12 protein-coding genes are annotated in these 18635 nt (G+C 29.6%); 2 read left to right on the top strand and 10 right to left on the bottom strand.

The annotated features are described in order from the left end of the window. Positions 1-199: 199 nt before the first annotated feature. A complete protein-coding gene (locus HMPREF9629_RS01035) occupies positions 200-2764 on the bottom strand; it encodes a serine/threonine protein kinase (protein WP_009524449.1) in 2565 nt (854 codons plus the stop codon). Between the two features lie 543 nt (positions 2765-3307). Between HMPREF9629_RS01035 and HMPREF9629_RS01030 the strand changes: the two genes are divergently transcribed. After that, entirely contained in the window at positions 3308-4834 is a 1527-nt protein-coding gene (locus HMPREF9629_RS01030) for an HAL/PAL/TAL family ammonia-lyase (RefSeq protein WP_009524448.1), read from the top strand. Between the two features lie 315 nt (positions 4835-5149). On the opposite strand, the gene asrC is transcribed toward HMPREF9629_RS01030, so the two are convergent. The 4 genes from asrC to HMPREF9629_RS01010 all read right to left on the bottom strand — a co-directional run bounded on the left by asrC (position 5150) and on the right by HMPREF9629_RS01010 (position 9074). Continuing rightward, positions 5150-6127 carry a sulfite reductase subunit C gene (gene asrC / locus HMPREF9629_RS01025; RefSeq protein WP_009524447.1) on the bottom strand — a complete coding sequence of 326 codons (978 nt, stop codon included), beginning with the start codon at positions 6125-6127 and terminating at the stop codon, positions 5150-5152. 9 nt (positions 6128-6136) lie between these two features. Then, positions 6137-6928: an anaerobic sulfite reductase subunit AsrB gene (asrB, locus tag HMPREF9629_RS01020; protein ID WP_330367799.1), complete on the bottom strand. Its 792-nt coding sequence runs from the start codon at positions 6926-6928 to the stop codon at positions 6137-6139. Between the two features lie 15 nt (positions 6929-6943). Continuing rightward, the gene (gene asrA / locus HMPREF9629_RS01015) at positions 6944-7942 is read right to left on the bottom strand and encodes an anaerobic sulfite reductase subunit AsrA (protein WP_009524445.1); all 999 of its coding nucleotides are present in this window, start codon (positions 7940-7942) and stop codon (positions 6944-6946) included. A 445-nt stretch (positions 7943-8387) separates the two neighbouring features. Then, entirely contained in the window at positions 8388-9074 is a 687-nt protein-coding gene (locus HMPREF9629_RS01010) for a Crp/Fnr family transcriptional regulator (RefSeq protein ID WP_009524444.1), read from the bottom strand. A gap of 494 nt (positions 9075-9568) precedes the next feature. Here HMPREF9629_RS01010 and HMPREF9629_RS11990 point away from each other — a divergent pair, with 494 nt between their 5' ends. Beyond that, positions 9569-11782 (top strand): stalk domain-containing protein, encoded by a 2214-nt coding sequence (locus tag HMPREF9629_RS11990; RefSeq protein ID WP_009524443.1) that lies wholly within the window; start codon positions 9569-9571, stop codon positions 11780-11782. Positions 11783-12033: 251 nt separating this feature from the next. On the opposite strand, the gene HMPREF9629_RS01000 is transcribed toward HMPREF9629_RS11990, so the two are convergent. The 5 genes from HMPREF9629_RS01000 to HMPREF9629_RS00980 form a co-directional block, all read right to left on the bottom strand. Beyond that, positions 12034-13821 carry a helix-turn-helix domain-containing protein gene (locus HMPREF9629_RS01000; protein ID WP_009524442.1) on the bottom strand — a complete coding sequence of 596 codons (1788 nt, stop codon included), beginning with the start codon at positions 13819-13821 and terminating at the stop codon, positions 12034-12036. Between the two features lie 282 nt (positions 13822-14103). Further along, a complete protein-coding gene (locus HMPREF9629_RS00995; protein ID WP_081466031.1) occupies positions 14104-15153 on the bottom strand; it encodes a cysteine protease StiP family protein in 1050 nt (349 codons plus the stop codon). 1 nt (position 15154) lies between these two features. Beyond that, positions 15155-16267, bottom strand: a complete 1113-nt coding sequence (locus HMPREF9629_RS00990) for a phosphoribosyltransferase domain-containing protein (RefSeq protein ID WP_009524440.1) — start codon at positions 16265-16267, stop codon at positions 15155-15157. A 118-nt stretch (positions 16268-16385) separates the two neighbouring features. Continuing rightward, positions 16386-17216: an HAD hydrolase family protein gene (locus HMPREF9629_RS00985; protein ID WP_009524439.1), complete on the bottom strand. Its 831-nt coding sequence runs from the start codon at positions 17214-17216 to the stop codon at positions 16386-16388. Between the two features lie 15 nt (positions 17217-17231). After that, positions 17232-18596: a trypsin-like peptidase domain-containing protein gene (locus tag HMPREF9629_RS00980; protein WP_009524438.1), complete on the bottom strand. Its 1365-nt coding sequence runs from the start codon at positions 18594-18596 to the stop codon at positions 17232-17234. Positions 18597-18635: the final 39 nt, after the last annotated feature.

The following is an 18635-nucleotide window of genomic DNA, read 5'->3' as shown; positions in this document are numbered from 1 at the left end:
GTTATATTATTAACATATTATTAAACAAGTTTATAAAATTTTGTATAAAACTAATATCAAAATTAGTATAAACAATAAAAATCAGTTTTATAAAATATAATAATTTATAAATAGAAAATTTGTATTTTTATTCTAATATATAAATTAAAAAAAATGTCAAATATTTTTCAATATTTGACATTTATAAAGCAAATTGCTGTCATTTTGACTTATATATTTTATCAATATGAGAATACAGTTGTTCTTTTCCCCAAGAAAATCCTACTGTGTTGTATTGTTTTAGCGATTTTTCGAAGTAATATTTAGCTTCGTCAAATGATTGTTGCTTTAATCGTACAAGACCTAATCTTGAAAATAATAGAGCAAGAGATGGATGTATTTCTTTGTCATGGCATATGGAGATTGCGTCCATATAGTATTCAAAAGCGTCATCAAATTCATTTTGTAAAAACTTTGCTTCTCCTTTTACAAAGCTGCAAGCGGCTATATTGAATTTCATCTTATAAAGTTTATGTTGTTTTTTGAATATTTCTTGCGCTTCTTCTACTTTTTGTATACCGCTTTTAAAATTATGTTCAAGAACGTCATAATATCCTTTAAATCTCAGATAAATGGCATATTGTACTTCGCTCATCATATCTTTGTAATCGTTGTTTAGAGTTTTGAGATGTGATTTCATCATTTTTAAATCATTTATATTTATGGAATATTGAATGAATTGAAGATGTGCTTGGAAGATTCCGGTAAAATAATCCAATGATTCTGATAGTCTGAGTATCTCATTTAATTTTTCCTGAGCTTCGTCAAACTTACCGATACTCTTATAAAATCTTGCATAGCAAAAGAGCATATTTATTTTGACTTTCAGCATGGTTTCGCTATATTTGTTTTTGAGATTATCCATTTCTTCCATAAGCTCTTCATATTTGTTTTTAAACATATTTTCATCTATACTGAAATTTACGGAATAGCTGTATTCTTCATCAAGCGCAATAGGAAAAAATTCGTGCGAAATATTATATATTTTGTTAAATTGTTTACATTTATATATAAAGGCTTTATCCATATATTTTGCCATGGTAAGATGATATATTATTATGGTGTAGTATTTGTTGTCTATGCTATAATTATCACATAGTATGCTTTCATAATAATCAGCAATTTTTTTGTGAATATATTGTTTTTCTATATTTTTAATAGACGAGCAGATGTACTCTTTTTGTAAATTGTTGCAAAATTCAATTTCTACATAATCCTGCTCGGTATTTTCTATGAGTATTCCTCTGTTTATAAGTTGTGATACTTCTTGTACAATTTTATCAACATTCATATTCAAAATGTCTGATAGTGTATTTATATCAACTCGGTTTTTCATTATAGATAACAAATGGAGTATTCTAAGAGATGTCTGTGTTTTACAGGAGAGATTTACACTCATAAAAGCGTTGTACATCTCTTTTGTAACTCCGTTATTCATTAAATAATTTATTAAAAACGGATTTCCTCCGCTTTGAATAATGAGATTATTTATTTGCTCATCACTTAAATTTGAATATGCTTTTTTTAAATCGTTAAAGTTGAGATTTCCGAGTTTGATTTCTGTAAAAAGACCTTCTGTGGAAAGTGAGTTTAAAAAATATGTGAGTTTGTTATCTAAGTCCATACTATAAGTAGCTATCAGAAGTATTCTATTTTCAGAGCGTATGATGAAGTTGAACAGCTCTTCTATAGATTCAACATCGGACAAATCTAAATTGTCTATTATAAGTATAACTTTTTGTCCGTTTGCCACTATATCATATAAAGATGAAGAATCAAGCAATAGATTGTTTCTTATTTTATTTATTATATAGTTGAAAACCTCGTATTTACATGGAGTATATCCGTTGGAAATACTATAATCAATTATCTTTGTGTCATTGTTTTGTTGTAGTTTGATACTGTTTAATATTTCGGTTTTACCGCTTCCACTTGCTCCTTTTATTCCTATATGTCTGTATTTTTCGCCTTGGTTAAATTTTGTTATCTCTGAAAGTGTATAAAATATTTGCTCATCTCTATAATATTCGTTACCGATATGGGCTATTTTGTCAGTATTTGCGTCATATCCGAAAATATCTGACATTTTCTTATCTATTTCAGCTATTTTTGAAAATATGCCGAGTGAATTATAGGCGGTTATAAGATTTTTATAAGGTTTTTCGTCATATTCGTTGAGCTTAATCATAAATTCGCAAGTTATAATTACATTTTCATAATTCATTACATGCATAAAATGTTGAGATATTTCGATTAATTTTCTGTATATATTTTCGTTATATATATTTTTGAAATTTCTTATGTAATCATCAAGGGATATACCGTATTCAAAATTCAAATCTTCAAAAATTTCATCAGAAAAATACGAGTATATATTCTGCAAATCATCTTTGCACATATCTTTATATTCCAAAGAGTTTATAATGTCCAAGTCATTTAATACAGATATGTTTTCATTAAGTCTTATTTTGGAGTTTTTCTCCGTTAAAATAACATCTCCTCCCAATTTTTGTTTTATTACATATATTGTATTTCTCAAATTTCTGTCAGCTTTTTGCTCGTTTTTATCATGCCATAACATAAGTTGAAGTTTTTTTCTGCTGTATGATTTCTTATCAGATAAAATTATTAGCAGCAAAGCAGCCTTCATAAAAGGAAATTCTATTTCCTTTTCATCAGCCAATATGCGTGTTCCGCCATATAGCCGTACTTCTAAAGTTTTCATAGTTCATTCTCCCATATTTACTGTCACAAGGTATAATATTGTAATATACTTATTTTAAAAGACGTTAAGTTCATAGCTTATCACTCATTTCGCTATGAAAGTCTTAAAAATAATTTTCAATTTATAGACTTGTCATAAATTTTATTTGTTGACAAATATAAAAATGTAGGTAAAAATTATAATATAATTATAACATAATTTTATATTTTTTTTACAATGATATTTAATTATGCTGAATTAATGTCTATTTTAAGTTACATTGCTTATTGCTTAATACTTTCAGAAACTATATTTAATACTGATAACTAATTAAATTAGTGCATAATAAAAATTCTGAATAGAAGGTATTTTATTAGATTTGTTTATATTTTTTAGGTTCAGGTTTTGTTTCAAACGGGTTTCAGTATAACATCATATAAAACAATGGATAATTGTTTTTTATAGATTTTAAAACGAATGGAAATATGTCATAAAGAATAAAAGTGTCTATTTTTTTTTATATAGGCATAAGAGTCAATATAAATTTATTGTAGGAGGTACATAATGGAAAAATGTATAATGCTCGGTAAAAAAGTTTACTTGGATGATTTGATAAATGTTGCAAGATATGATTATAAGGTGGATTTTTCAAAAGAATATTGCAACAGAGTTAACGAATCAAGAAATCTTGTAGAAAAATGGGTGGATGAAAATGAAGTAATCTATGGAGTTACTACAGGTTTCGGGGCGCTTTGTAATAAAATTATAAGCAAGGAGGATACTCAAAAACTTCAAGAGAATATAATTTTATCTCACAGTACATCGGTAGGGGAGCCATTTACAAGACAAGAGGCAAGAGCTACAATTTTTATGATTCTTCAAAATATCGGTCAAGGATATAGTGGTGTAAGGTTGGCTGTTTTGGAAATTTTGAAAGATATGCTCAACTATGACATAGTTCCGTATATTCCAAGAGAAGGCTCTGTAGGATATCTTTGCCCTGAGGCACATTTGGCACTTGTACTTATAGGAAAGGGAAAAGCATATTTTAAAGGAGAATTGATGAGCTCGAAGGATGCGCTTAAAAAAGCAGGATTTACACCTATAAAGCTTGCATCGAAAGAGGGGTTGGCACTTGTAAGCGGTACTACCTCAGTTACGGCATTAGGTGCTTTGGCGTTATATGATATGATTAAATCTGCAAAATGTGCGGATATAATAGCCGCGTGCTCATTAGAAGTATCAAGAGGGATAATAACAGCTTTTGATGAAAGAGTTATGAAAGTAAGACCTCATATACATCAAGACAGCACTGCATTTAATATAAGGAAAATACTTGCAGATTCTGAAGTTATAGAAAATTGTAAAAATGAAAGATTACAAGATGCCTTGTCATTTAGATGCGTACCACAATTACACGGTGCAGCAAAAAAAACTTTGACAGATGCAAAGGAAGTAATTGAAACAGAAATGAATTCTTGCTGTGATAATCCTATAATTTATAATGATGGAGAAAATTCAAGAGCAATATCGGCTTGTAATGCAGACTCGTCTTATGTAGGACTTGAAATGGACAGTGCCTCAATAGCAGCTACAATGATTGCCAAGATGTCAGAGAGAAGAAATAATAGATTAATTGATAGCAATCTTTCATCAAATCCGGCATTTTTAATAAAAAATGTAGGGCTTAACTCAGGGCTTATGATACCACAATATACACAAGCAGGACTACTCGGAGATATGAGGATATTGTCGACTCCGTCAGTTATTGACAATACACCTACTTGTATGAATCAGGAAGACTATGTTGCTATGGGATATAATGCGTCCAAAAAAGCTATATCTGTATCGGAAAAATTGGAATATATATTGGCTATAGAATTATTATCGGCGTTTCAATCATCAGCTTTTTTAGATAAAAAATATAAATTAAGTACACCTACAAACTATATATATGAAAAATTAAAAGAGCATATACCTGTGATGGAAGAAGATTTTTATTTATACCCCCACATACAATATTTGAAAAATTTAATACATTCAGGAGATTTAATAGCTTGGGTTGAAGAAAAGATAGGAAAACTCAAATAGTTAAAATCACAATAGGATTATAAAATTTGAAGGGCTACAAGGTATAACTAAAAGTAGCCCTAATCAAATACATTCAATTTGGTATTTTTATTATATACTTGTTTAATTTTCCTATTATCCAAGTAAACATAGATATTTTTTATACAATGCTCAAATATATTTTTAATGCTGATTTTCAGTAGAGTAATGGATAATTTATATAAGAAGTATATAAATAGTGACCTATTTTATTAAATTTAAGTAAGGCTATTTTTTTATCATTCTATTGAATTTTAGCATAATTTTTAAATGGAATTCATTATAAAGATATTTGTTTTAAAATCTGTCATAGTGAACACCTGACCAGTAAATATTCGGATTTTCCACTGTTTCTTTAGGTAAGTTCACATCTTTTAAAGCCCATTTTCTAAATTCAGCAAAACCTGTTCTGTCTACTATATATCCTATGTGTTCTTTGCCGTTAGGTGCATCTTTTAAAATATACTCTTTTACATAGTCATAAGTATTAACTATGATTTTTATTATGCTTTCTTCATCTACCCATCTTAACCAATCCTCTGCCATACGAGGATTTTTCTTTCCGGTTCTTCCCATTATCATAAGCTTATAATATTTTTTAGGGCTTCTTGTCCATGCAGACATAGGGCAATTTAGAACGCATTCGCCACAACCTATACATTTTTCTTCGTTTCTTATTATTTTATTGTTTTCGACTCTCAATGCACCTACAGAATATTTTTTGCATTTTTTAACGCATGCAAGACAAGTGACACATCTGTCTTTATCATATTCAGGCAGGCAAGTTCCTATTATACCGAAGTCATGCATTCTTGCTTTTATACAATCATTTGGACAGCCGGTAAGTGCTACTTTGAAGTGTAAATCATTGGGGAATATATTTTTTTCTATTTTTTTTGCAAATTCTGTTGTATTGTATTGAGCTTTAGGACAGACTTTGTTTCCTATACAAGCAGAAACATTTCTTGTACCCGCAGCAGGATAGCCGTTATCTTTTTCTGATTGGTTTATGTTTAATTTTTCTATAACGATTTGTATTTTTTTATTTACTTCAGGCATATCTTCCATATCTATGCCAAGTATTTCAAAGCCTTGCCTTGTAGTTATGTGTATTTGACCGTCACCATATTCTTTTGCTATTTCAGATATACTTATCAGGCTTTCAGGATCGATAAGTCCCCCCGGGACTCTTACTCTCAGAGCGGTTTTATATTTATGTTTTGTTATTCTGTAAGCATTTTTCATTACTTTTCTTGTATTCAAATCTCTTATCATCGTAGCCTCCTAATCTATCAAATTTTTTGCAAAATCATAAGAAAATACAGGACCGTCAAGGCATATATATGTGCTGTCCATTTTGCAGTGACCACATTTGCCTATACCACAGTGCATTTTTCTTTCATAAGATACCCATATATTTTTTTGAGAGAAATTTAGTTTTTCAAATTCGATTACAGAAAATTTCATCATCATAGGTGGACCTACTACTATGCAAGTTGCAGTATTAATGTCTTGTATTTGTAAAGTAGGAATATATTTTGTAACAAGACCTGTATTACCTTCATATCCTTCTTCAGCAGAGTCAACGGTAACCAAGATATCCATTTTTTTAGACCATTTTTCTAAATCTGTTTTGAATAAAATATCACTTGGAGATTTGAAACCTACTATAAGTTTGAAATTTTTAAATTCATCAGGATCATTATACACATATTCTATAACTCCTCTAACAGGAGCAAGACCGCTACCCCCTGCTACAATTACAAGCTCTTTTCCTTTGTAATTGCCTACATCAAAGCCATTGCCGTAAGGTCCGCGAATAAGCAGGCTATCGCCTATATTATAATTGAAGATTTCATTTGTTACCTTGCCGACATTTCTTATTGTAAAATCAATACTGTCTTCATATACGCCTGACACAGAGATAGGGCTTTCTCCATAACGTGGGAGAGATATTTCATAAAATTGACCGGCTATAGTAGAAGAACTGTCCCATTGTACAGTAAATGTCCATTCTATATCAGTATGCTTAGATATTTTTATTATTTTGCTTTTCTTTGGAATGTAAGCGTTCATACACATAATATCCTCCTAATTTTTTTCACTCATAACGTTGCTTACTTTTTCTATAGCAGTAGAAAATGATATATATTGAGGACACATATCATCACATCTGCCACAACCGACACACATATTATATCCGTTTCTCTCTTTAAAATCATGTATCTTATGCAGAGTTTTAAATCTCATTCTTTGACCTTGTTTTTGTCTAAAAGAATGTCCTCCGGCTATATCAGTATATCCGTCTACCTGACAAGAGGCATAAACACGTCTTCTTTCTCCAACATCCTCATTTTCTCTATAATAAATATCTTGCATATTGAAACAAGTACAAGTAGGGCAGGAATAATTGCATCTGCCACAGCCGATACAGCGTGTGTCATATTCGTCCCACATACTGTGATTTACTAAATAATTAAAATCAACTTTTTCTGGAACATTTACATCAAAGTTATTTTTTCTCACATAATCTATATCAAATTCTGTTTCATTGCCCTCAAATACATTTAAGTCATTATTTTTTATATCAAGATACAAAAAATCTTTTCTTATATTCATTGCTATATCATAATTTGTTGCGATATTGCTATCCATACTTACGCAAAAGCAATTTCTGAATGTAGTTTCACATCCAATTAAGGCAAATTTTACTTTTTCTCTTCTTTTTTTGTAATAGTAATCAGGATTGCCGTTATTCAAATATATTTCGTCAATCCTTTTAACAGCATTCAAATCGCAGGCACGCAAAAATACAAGTATGTTTTTTGTATCTATTTTAGGCTCTTTGTATTCATCTTGTGTGAAATAGAATAAGACTTCATTTATAGGTAAAAATGTTTCTTTTGCAGAAAAATGAGATTTTTTGTCGAGGCACATATTGCTGAATTTATAGGTTTCAGCATATCTTATCACAGAGGTATCGGAGTATGTACCCTTTTTTTCAAATTCAACAGGAGCAAATATTTTGTACTCATCTTTAAGAGACTGTAAAGCTTTGTCAAAATTTTGCACACTTACTTTTAATTTCATATCTTTTCCTTTCTAAAAAATAATACTAAGCAACAATATAGAAGTATCTTATAGTTATATTATTAAAATTTATACTGCTTAAAAATAGAATATATTAAATTTATATATCATAATAAATAATAGTGCTTAGCATAAATTGGTTAAAAATTAAACAATTATAAAGATGATATAATTAATACTAAAACCTGTTTAAAATATCATATAACATTAAAACAGAAAAAATACATTTAAGTTGCCGTTTTTTTATACATCTGTTTAATTAGGTATCAGTACAACTAAGATTTTTATTAAAATATATTAAGGCTTTTTATTGCTTAAATATTATCACTTGTAAACAAAAAATACTGTGATTATTATCACAGTATTTAGAAAAAAGTTCAAAAATAAAAGAATGATTATTAATTATAAAAATAAAACTGTAATGCTTTTTATATTCAATTGAAATTCAATTGCTGCCATTAGATAATTTTTTAATCTTTTCCGCATCTATATAAAATTTTTGATTTATTATTTTTATAGAATTGTCATCTTTTAAATCTTTGATTGCCCTTGATAAAGTTTCTCTCTGGCATCCGAGCATTTTTGAAAGGTGAGTTACGGTTATTTTTAAATCTATTTTCGTCATATAATCTTCTTTTACTCCATATTCCAAAGACAATTTGAACAGCTTTGATGCAAGTCTTTCTTTTATATTTGTATTGGAAGTATTTTTTAATTGTCTGTAAAGGCTTCTTATTCTTTTTTCCATGTATAGCATACAATTCCTCGCCAGTATATAGTCATTTGACATAAGCTTGTCAAAAACGTCAAATCTTATACGTAAAATCTCGGTATCCTCATATCCCCAACATTCTACGGCAGAAGTGTTGTTCATCATAAGAGGTTGGTTGATAGTGTTGAATTTATTTATTAAGAATATTATTTTCAGCTCATTTAATCTGTTGCATTTTGCAATATAGACCTTGCCTTTTAAAACAAAATACACATATTCCAACACCTGTCTGTCTTTATACAGACATTCATTTTTTTTAAGGGTTATAATATCCGATTTTTCGACTATTTCATCTATTGTGGACGGATTTATATTTTTAAAAACTTTTATGTCGGTTATTATATCTTTTTCAATTTTCATAATAATAAACCTCAAATTATATTTAATATTAAAATCTGATTTAAATACCATATTTATAAATACTGAAATTATATGTTTTTTGACATTGCAACATTGCTTTTAAAAAAGAGCAGGTATAACACTAAAATAATATTTTATATTTTTGATGTTTGTCTGTAAATTTTATTATACAGGTTTTTATTTTATAAGTCAGTATTTTTTATGATATACTTACATTTTAATACCATTATATAATTAAGAGCAAAAATTTTTCAATACATTTTAAAATATCTTAATTCAAATGGATTTTCAGTACAGATGTGCAAATATAGTTTCTGCTTTCAATAAATTATAAACATATAGAAGTTTCCAATATTGTCAAGTGACAAATCAGGAAACTTAATTGACTAAGAACGTCTGTATCTCTATAATTAAAGATAGGAAAACACTTTTTATTGTTGATTTAAAAAGCGTTTTTTAACACAAAATAATAAAAAATAAGGGGGTAAAAAATTATGTTTAAAGCAAATTATTTTAAGAAATTGTGTTCTATACTTACGGCATTTGTACTGTGTGCAGGAATGATGGTACATATTTCATTTGCTTACGGAATAGACGATTATGATGTTTTTTTGTCAAGCTTTAAAACTGATGCTACACAAAACAATCCTAAAGGATACACCAGTTTTATGTTTGAAATTACAAAAAGGTACAGTTTGAAGTCAATTACCACTTATCACTGGAACAACGGTAGAGGTATGGATCCCGGAACGATATCACTTTATGATGATAAAGGAAACAGCATAGGTTCGTGGAATGCTGAGGCTCGTGGCAGTTCAGGCGCACAAAAGGTAAACTGGGATGTATTTCCGGATATAATAATAGAACCTGGACAATATTATATATATGACTCTTCTCCTGAAACATGGAGTTCAAGTGTTGCATCAAACTTTATTCCGTTTGTTGAATTAAAAGGAGTTCAAGACAACAGTTCTTCTTCTCAGATTACTCCTAAAGAAACGAATGATGACAATTCAAACGGTAGTACTGACAATATTCCTAAAAATGCAGATTTAAGAGTTTTTAACGGACACACATATCTGATAGTTTCAGAATCTGTGACTCCTGAAGTTGCAGAAAAGCGTTGTAAGGAAATGGGAGGATATTTGGCAACTATAACAAGTGAAAGCGAAAATGACTTCCTTAAAACTCTTTTTTCAGAACAAAATGCAATAGCCTATATAATAGGCGGAACTGACAGAGAGCAGGAAGGTGAATGGAAATGGATGAACGGTGAATCTTGGAGTTTTACTTATTGGAATTCTCCGATAGAGCCTAATAACGGTCTTGGAAGAGGAGAAAATTATCTTATTGCTGCCAGAGCTGAAAGTTGGAAATGGGTAGACTTTTTCGGAGGTTATGATAATTATTCTACAACATTCCCATTTGTATGTGAATGGAGCAGTGAGTTACCTTCAGCTAAGAAAGTCAGCGAAAATCAAACTGATATTGTAAGCGGTAATTGGGAAGGGACATGGTCCGCTGAAGGAGTTGACGGAACAACAAACAGCAGTGATTTGAAAGATATATTTTATATAGAGCAACAAGGAGATATAATCCACATTACTTACTACGCTGATAATAACGCTGCAAATAAAGGAACTGTATATGGCAGTATAAAAGGTAAGTTGAATCCTGACGGAAGTGTTACAGGGCTTAATTGGTTTGGTTCAAGCACAGGAAGACATGATAAATATATAACTATGACAAGAAGTGGCAATACATTTAAAATGGTAAGAAAAAATTCTGACGGAAGAGTTCACGATATATTATGTGCAAAAAAAATATCAGACAGCTATCCTAAAAATAAAATCTTTGCAGGAAATAAAAATGCAAACCTTGGTAAACAAGATGAGCCTGTAAACCAGCCTACACCTACTGAAACTAAAAAACCTGCAAATACAGGTAAACCGGCTGAAAATAAAGCGGTTCAAATAGAAATAACAGACGGTACTGCAAAATCAACTACATCAGCATTTAACGGAGTTACAGGAGTAACTGTTGATTTTAAGAGAACGGGAGCAATAGGATATCGTCTATATCGCTCTGAAAGTGAAGATAGTCTCGGAATTTCTGTAACAGATTTTTATATAACTTCTACAAACTTTACAGATGTAAATGCTGAGCCTAATACTACTTATTATTACACTTTAAAGGAAATTCTTGCTGAAGCCGATCCTTTGAATGGAAAGAGAGAGGAAATAGGAGATACTCTTGCAAGATGGAAAACAACAACATCAGAATTTATAGGACAGGGCTTTAAAGATAAATCGGCTACACGCCATTTCATTATGCTTAAGATAGATGATCCTAAGATGAGTGTAGACGGTATTATGCAAGAAGTTGACCCTGGCAAAGGAACAGCACCAATTGTATTAAGAGGACGTACTGTTGTTCCGATTCGTGCGATTGTTGAGGCTATGGACGGTACTGTAGGTTGGAAATACTCAACGCAGGAAGTTTCTCTGAAAGCAAGTGGAAATTCAGTTAAGATGTGGATTAATAAAAAGCAACTTGTTAAAAACGGAAAAAACGAAAAAATGGATATAGAGCCGAAAGTTATTAATGCACGTACTTTTGTACCACTACGTTTTGGAGCTGAAAATCTCAACTGCCAAGTGGATTGGATTAATTCTACGAATTCTATCATTATTGTTTGGAGTGAGTAATATTAATGCTGTTTGGAAATAGCACTATTTATTTTTAAAATGTGATTTTCATTTATTTCAATATATGTGCAATAACATAAATTTGTAATGGAATGAGACTATCGTAAATCTGTAAAAAGGTTTGTGACAGTCTCATTTTTTGTTATACTGAAAATTGTTTAAATCAATATATGAGTATTATATTAAAAATATCTATATTTTAATTAGTCAATAGTATGGAAACATAGATATTTTTTGAACTGTGAAACTATTTATTTTGTAAGAAGTTGATTGCAAACTTCTTCATAATCATTTAAGCTGTTAATGGATTTTTCCTGCTTTGATAGAATATAAGTCTGAAATTTTGCAAGCAGTATATCGCTTTCATATTGAATAGCGGATACAGGGAATTTGTTTTTGATTGCAAAAATACTGTTACTTTCAAATTGAAACAGTTTTATGCTGTCGTATATTGGTTTATCCAACAAAACTATATGATAATTTTTATATGTTTCTAATGTTTTTGCAATATTTATGAGTTGTTTTTTATATTGAGTTTCAGTATAGTAAATCCTATCTTGTCCATGTATATTTAAAAAGTCGAAAGGCTTTTTCTCATAGATACGTTGTTTGGGGATATAAAAGTATTCAAAAAAAGAGTTATTTTTTAAAACTTTTTTGTAAAAAGAACGAAGTTTTTTAATATATCCACATATATATTCATGTTCTTTTTTAGAAACATTATTTTCCGACAAAATTTCTGCGAGAAGGTCTTCGTCAATATGCCATATGGGAAGATTTTGCTGCATTAAATGTACGGAATGATTTATTTTTTTCTCTGTAGGAATAAAGAAATCAATGTCTTTTATTGACTTGATATTTAGAGTTTTTAAAAGTTTTTGCGAATGTTTAGTTAAATCTTCAAATGCTTCTTCCAATTTTTGTATAGTGTTTTGTTCTTGAGTGAAATAGAAATCAGTTTCGTTTTCTAAACTGTCTATAAAATTTCCGTATACAGCAAAACTACCGGAGCTGAATATAGTATTGGAGAACGGATTGGAAAAAGATGCAGTATAATAATAACTTTCAATATTTCCTGACAGATGTAAAGGTAGCCAGCCTTCTATTGCTGAAAACATTTCTTTATCTTTCCGTTCAATGTTGTGAATAATAAAAATTTTATGTCCGCATTCCAATATTGTAAGCATCAATGCACGCCATGTTTGGAAAAATTCGGGGTCTTCTATCATCCATGACATATTTTGGTTGGAAAACAACTTTAATTCCAACTTCTTTTCGGATTTGCAACATAGAGACAAAAATAAAAGTACAAGCTGTCTCAAACCTTCATTTCCTTGCTTTTTTATTATATGATATGGAGGAATGTAAGTGTCTTTGAGAATATTGGAAACTTTTTTGAAATCCGGAACAAATGAGTGATATTCTTCCATCATATGAAATATTTTGTCCATAAGTTTTGTGTCGAGATCTTCGTTCATAAACCAAGAAAATATTATGGAGACAAAATCTTCCTTTTTACAAGCATTTACAGATTTTACACCTATATATTGCAACAATTCTTCTTCGCATTTTCTCTCAATTGTGAGATTAGCAAAGTAATCTACAATTTGGTTTATTATTTTATTATCTGTTGACGGAATTCTGTCTCCTGTCTTATATCTGCTGATTAGTGATGGGTCAAAATTCAGCTCCTTTGCTAAAGTTTTGTTGGAAATATCAAAAAAGTCCATAAGCTTATAAAGACAGATAGAAAATTTCGGTAATGATTTTATGCAATCTTCACATATCCATGTAGAAAAACTTTTTTTATCCCATGAAAGATTGTATTGTTTTTTCAAATCCATAATCTGTTCATCAGATAGAAGATGATCAAAAGCGTAGTATAATTTGTCATAGATATCACTGTAAGGCGGGAGTGTGGCAATTCCTCTTCTTATTTTACTTACAAAAGAAGGAGAAATATTCATTTCTTTCGCCAAATCAATGTTTTTAATATTGTATTGCAGCATGAGTTTATTTAATTTTTCAGAAAATGACATAATGGCCTCCAATATTGATAAGAATTTATAATATCAATTGTTTTATATTTGATGAAATTATATATTTTGTAGATTATAAATAATTTTGTTTTAACTTACTTATATTACTATTCAATATATTTTTAGTATAAGGCATATTAAAAAAACATATTGAAGCGAAAAATACGAGCATTTTATAATAAAATACATTCAATTTAGTATTATATGTCTATTTGATTTAGATACTATTATAAGTTATCTTCATTGCTTTTTTATCAGATATATAAATTTATTTGTCATACTCTATACATCTGATAAGTTTTTAATTATTCCGCAACATTTGTAATGATTCAAATTGTAATATTGTATAGGCACATTTTTTTCTTCGGATAATTTGACTATGTGTTGTAATTGTACTGAGTTTTTATATTTTTCGTCTATCAATATCATATGAGGCACTCGTCTTAACAGAACTCTGGTAGTTTCGCCTATACCCGGTTTTATAAAATTAATGTCATTTATGTCGAATTCTTCGGCTATTTTTTTTACTTCATCTATTCCGTATCCGTCTATTGTGGCTGTATCTTTGATGTTATTAATTTTAAAATGTCTTTCCACTTCGCTTATAAATTCGTATGATAAGTCGTACGGTTTTAATTCTTCGTAGTATAATGCCCCATGAAAATCATTTTTTCCAATTATGTCTTCTCTTAAAAATGTTCTGCTTATAAGACCGCTGACTGTGGAATTGAGGCATGAACTTGGTATAAGTATATCTTGATGTGTTCCGCATAACTCGGTTACATTTGCCGGGTCTGCTACAACCGCTATATCAGATGATACATTTTTATATAAGGATACGGCTTTTTTTAATTCATTAAGTATTGCTCCTTTTCCAATCCAACCGTCAACAAAAAGTAATTTTTCTGCTGAATATTTTGACAAGAGATATTTCATAGCGTTATCATCTATGCCTTTTCCTCTTATTATAGATATAGAAAAGTGAGGGGTATCTATATTATATTTGAATTTTATATATCTTTTTATGAGTATTCCAATTGGTGTGCCTGCTCTTGCAAGTGATACCAATACTATATTTTTGCCTTTTTGTGTGATTATTTCATCTGATAAATTGCCTATTGCGTTTGCAACTTCATCTGAATATAATTCGAGCACTTGATTGTAAACTGTCATATATTGACTACTCGGTGTATATTCTATCGGTAGCATCTCGCTGTAATGCCTGCCGATTTGGATAAGTTTTTCTCTTTCTTGTGTGGACATAGGCTTGATTAAACCTGTTATGTCTTTTAATAGTAAAATTACATCGTTTTTATCGTATGAAGTTTTGATATTAACACCACCTAAATATTATAATATTGTCATTTGTACAGGATATAAGTGCATTTACAAGCTCTATATATGAGTTTTTTTGATTTTTAGAATCTGTAATTATTATGACCATATCGTATTTTTTTAGGTCATATATGTATGTAATCCTATTTTCGTCATAAAGGCTTGATATTTCGTATCTTGTGTGAAGAGGATAATCGGATGTGTTACTGACTTGTATAGGACTCCTTGTAGTTGCATGAAATTTGACATTCTTATTATTTTTTTCGATTTCATTAGCTGTAAAAAGGGCAGGATACATAAATTCTTCCGTACCTAATACGAGTATGTCTTTTACATTTTGTAGTTTGATATTTTGCAATATTTGATTAGATAATTCATAGCATAATTTTTTATAAGACATAGGGTTTATGAGTTTTCTTGAATTCACATATGAATGTATATCCGTTATTTTTATTTTTTTTGAATTATCACTGAAATTTTTTAGCTCGGTTTTAGTAAAATATTGTCCGTCGTCTTTATAAGTATCTGCTATTTTTGGATAATTTTGTGAGTTTATCTTTACAAGATAATATATGTCTATGTTTTTGTTTTTATAAATTTCTTCGGATTGCTCATCCATTGAATTGAGAATTGAAATTGCAGTGTATTTTATATCTTTTTTATAGAGATTACTCAATTTATTTATGATATTGAGTATAGTTTTGCCTGTTGTTATCTCGTCTTCGACGAAGATAATTCTGTCTGTTTTATCAATTATACTGTCAACGTCTGATTTTACCAATTTTTGCTCTGTGGCATGGCTGTGGTCTTCTGTGAAGTGTATATATTCTTCTCCTTGTATATTTTCTCTTGTCGTGTGAATATATGGGGCATTTATTTTGAGTGCAACTGATGCTCCAATAGCTGTTGCGGTTTCTGCAAATCCTATTACCAATATTTTCTCATCTGTATATTTATGTGTAACTAAGTTTGCCAAATCGTCAAACATTTTGAGGGCTTTGCTCGGTATTACAGGTATATGCTTACCTTGAAGTTTATTTACTATTAGATAGTTTCTTTTTTTGTTGTTTTGCCTTTTTGCAATTTTTATTAAATCTTGTTCTGTATACATAGGTTCTCCTGTTTTATTGTGGAAAAGTGATTTTATTTGTGTATTAAATTATATTTAAAAAAATATCTATGTTTATTAAATGCCGATGTTTAAAATATATTCAAATAATTAAGTAACATTAAAATAAAAATACATTTAATTTAGCATTTTTATCATAAGCTTGTTTAGTATGAAACTGATTGTCAAGCATACTTTCGATTTTTTCGAGCATGGTTTCAGAAAATAATGAAAAATTGTCTATTAATATTGTATTTTTCGGTATTTTATGTATTTTTGACAATTCTTGAGGCGCTATGGAAATGTCTGTTTTATCAAACATAGATATGTCAAATTCGCTGTCGCCTGCTGATATAAAAATTTTTTTATTGTCTGAAATACTGTCTAAATATTGCTTAAATCTAAGCAAAGCATTTCCTTTACTGAGATTTTTTGGAATTACATATAATTTTTCTTTGTTGTTAAATACATCAACTTTGCTTGTATCTAAGATATTTTTTAAATCATTGACTACATTTTGAGAATTTTCGCATTTTGTAAATACGAATAGATTTTTAATAAATCGGAGTTCAAAATTTCTTCTGTTGTCGTTTTGTAGATATGTGAGTGATTTTTCAAGCTCATTTTTACTGTTTTCTATGAGAGAAAGTGAGGTGTTATACCACATTTCATCTTCCTGCCCGTCTATAAGCAATATGCTGCCGTTGCATACAAGCGCATATTTTAGCTGTCCTATATCCAAATCTATTCTTTTGTACTGCTCCTCGGTGCGAGTTGTAGTAGGGACGATTAACAGTTTTTCATTAAGTTTTTTCAAAAGATGGTATGTCTTGTCTGTTATGAATGAAATCTGTCTACCGTTATATATTTCTACGTTTTTTTTGTTTTCTCCTATATCTTTTTTGTATGAATATATGAGTGTATTGTCCAAGTCTGTGTTAAATACTTTCATTTTTTCGCCCTCATCTTATATGAAACCTTTTACGAATGTTTTTATGGATTCATAGGATACTGCCAAATTTATATTTTGAGCATTTCGTATGCCTGCCGTACTTATGCCTATGACTTCCCCGTACATATTAAGCACTGCGCCTCCGGAGCTTCCTGCCGATATAGGTGCTGTGAATTGAATCATATCTACATCATCTATTATTCGAAAACCTGATATTATACCGTCAGACACAGAGTTGAAAAAGCCGTATGGACTGCCTATGGCAACAACTTTTTGTCCTCTTACCAAATCATCTTTTCCATCATATATTTTAAGGGGCTGAAGTTTTTTTTCGATTCTTATTATTGCCAAGTCTAACAACTGATTGTATTTTATTATTTGAGTTGTAGAGTATAGGGTTTCATCATTTTCTATTCTTATTATAAATTCTCTGCCTCCGCCGGTTACATGATTATTTGTAAGTATGTATCCGTCTTGTCCTATCATAATGCCGGAGCCTGTGCCTATTATTTCATTGTAATCATTTTTTATAGTAATCATAACAATAGAAGATGCCATACCTGCCAACTGTTCAAAAGTTTTTTCCTGTTTTTTATAATCGTCTGAAGATATGTATTGAGGTTTTATGCTTACATTCTTTTCTGTTTGAGAGCCGGTGTTATCAATTTTAATATTTGCATTATTTTGTATAAAATCAGCTTTTTGTTTGTAAATAGGTAATGAAATATCACTGTAACTGCCAATATATAGTTTTTTTGAAAGATTTAAAAAGCATTCTTCTATTTCTATGTCATTTTTGCTTTGAAGCATTAATACATCTGCACCTATCAAGGTAAGCATATAAAAAAATAGATAGTCCTGTAATTTGATAATATCGTCTGTTATTACTTTTATATTTATTTTTTCGCTCCAAGTTTTCAAGCAATCGGAAAATATTGTGTCAAATCTATAAAATAGTTTTATACAATAGTTTTTTTCCATTGACAAAGAAATATTTTTATTTGAAAGTTTATATAATTTAAGTATTTCTTTGCAGGCATTGCTGAAAGTCTTGTCTAACGCAGGGGTTATGCCGGATACTTTAGTAGATATATTTTCATCTTTCAGAAATCTCTGATAGCATAACTCATAGTAATCAATTTCTTGTATATTGTTTGGTAAGGCTTCTATCCTTTTATATACAAGTATATTTTTGCTCATATTTTCATATAGAGTTTTTTCCGCTTTTTCCAAATCTAAGATTAAATTTTCATCTATGCCTAATGTCCTTATAAAGTATACATCTCTGCAATTTTTATTGCATCCTCCATGTATGTTTACAAACGTATTTATGGAGTTTATATTTATAATATTGTGACGGTATTTTATATTCTCACACATAGCACTTTTCTCACTTTACTTGTTTTTATAAATATTATC

The organism is Peptoanaerobacter stomatis (genome assembly GCF_000238115.1).
GTDB lineage: Bacteria > Bacillota > Clostridia > Peptostreptococcales > Filifactoraceae > Peptoanaerobacter > Peptoanaerobacter stomatis.
Note: the sequence above shows the minus strand (reverse complement) of the source record. Positions and strands in the feature narration are given on the sequence as shown.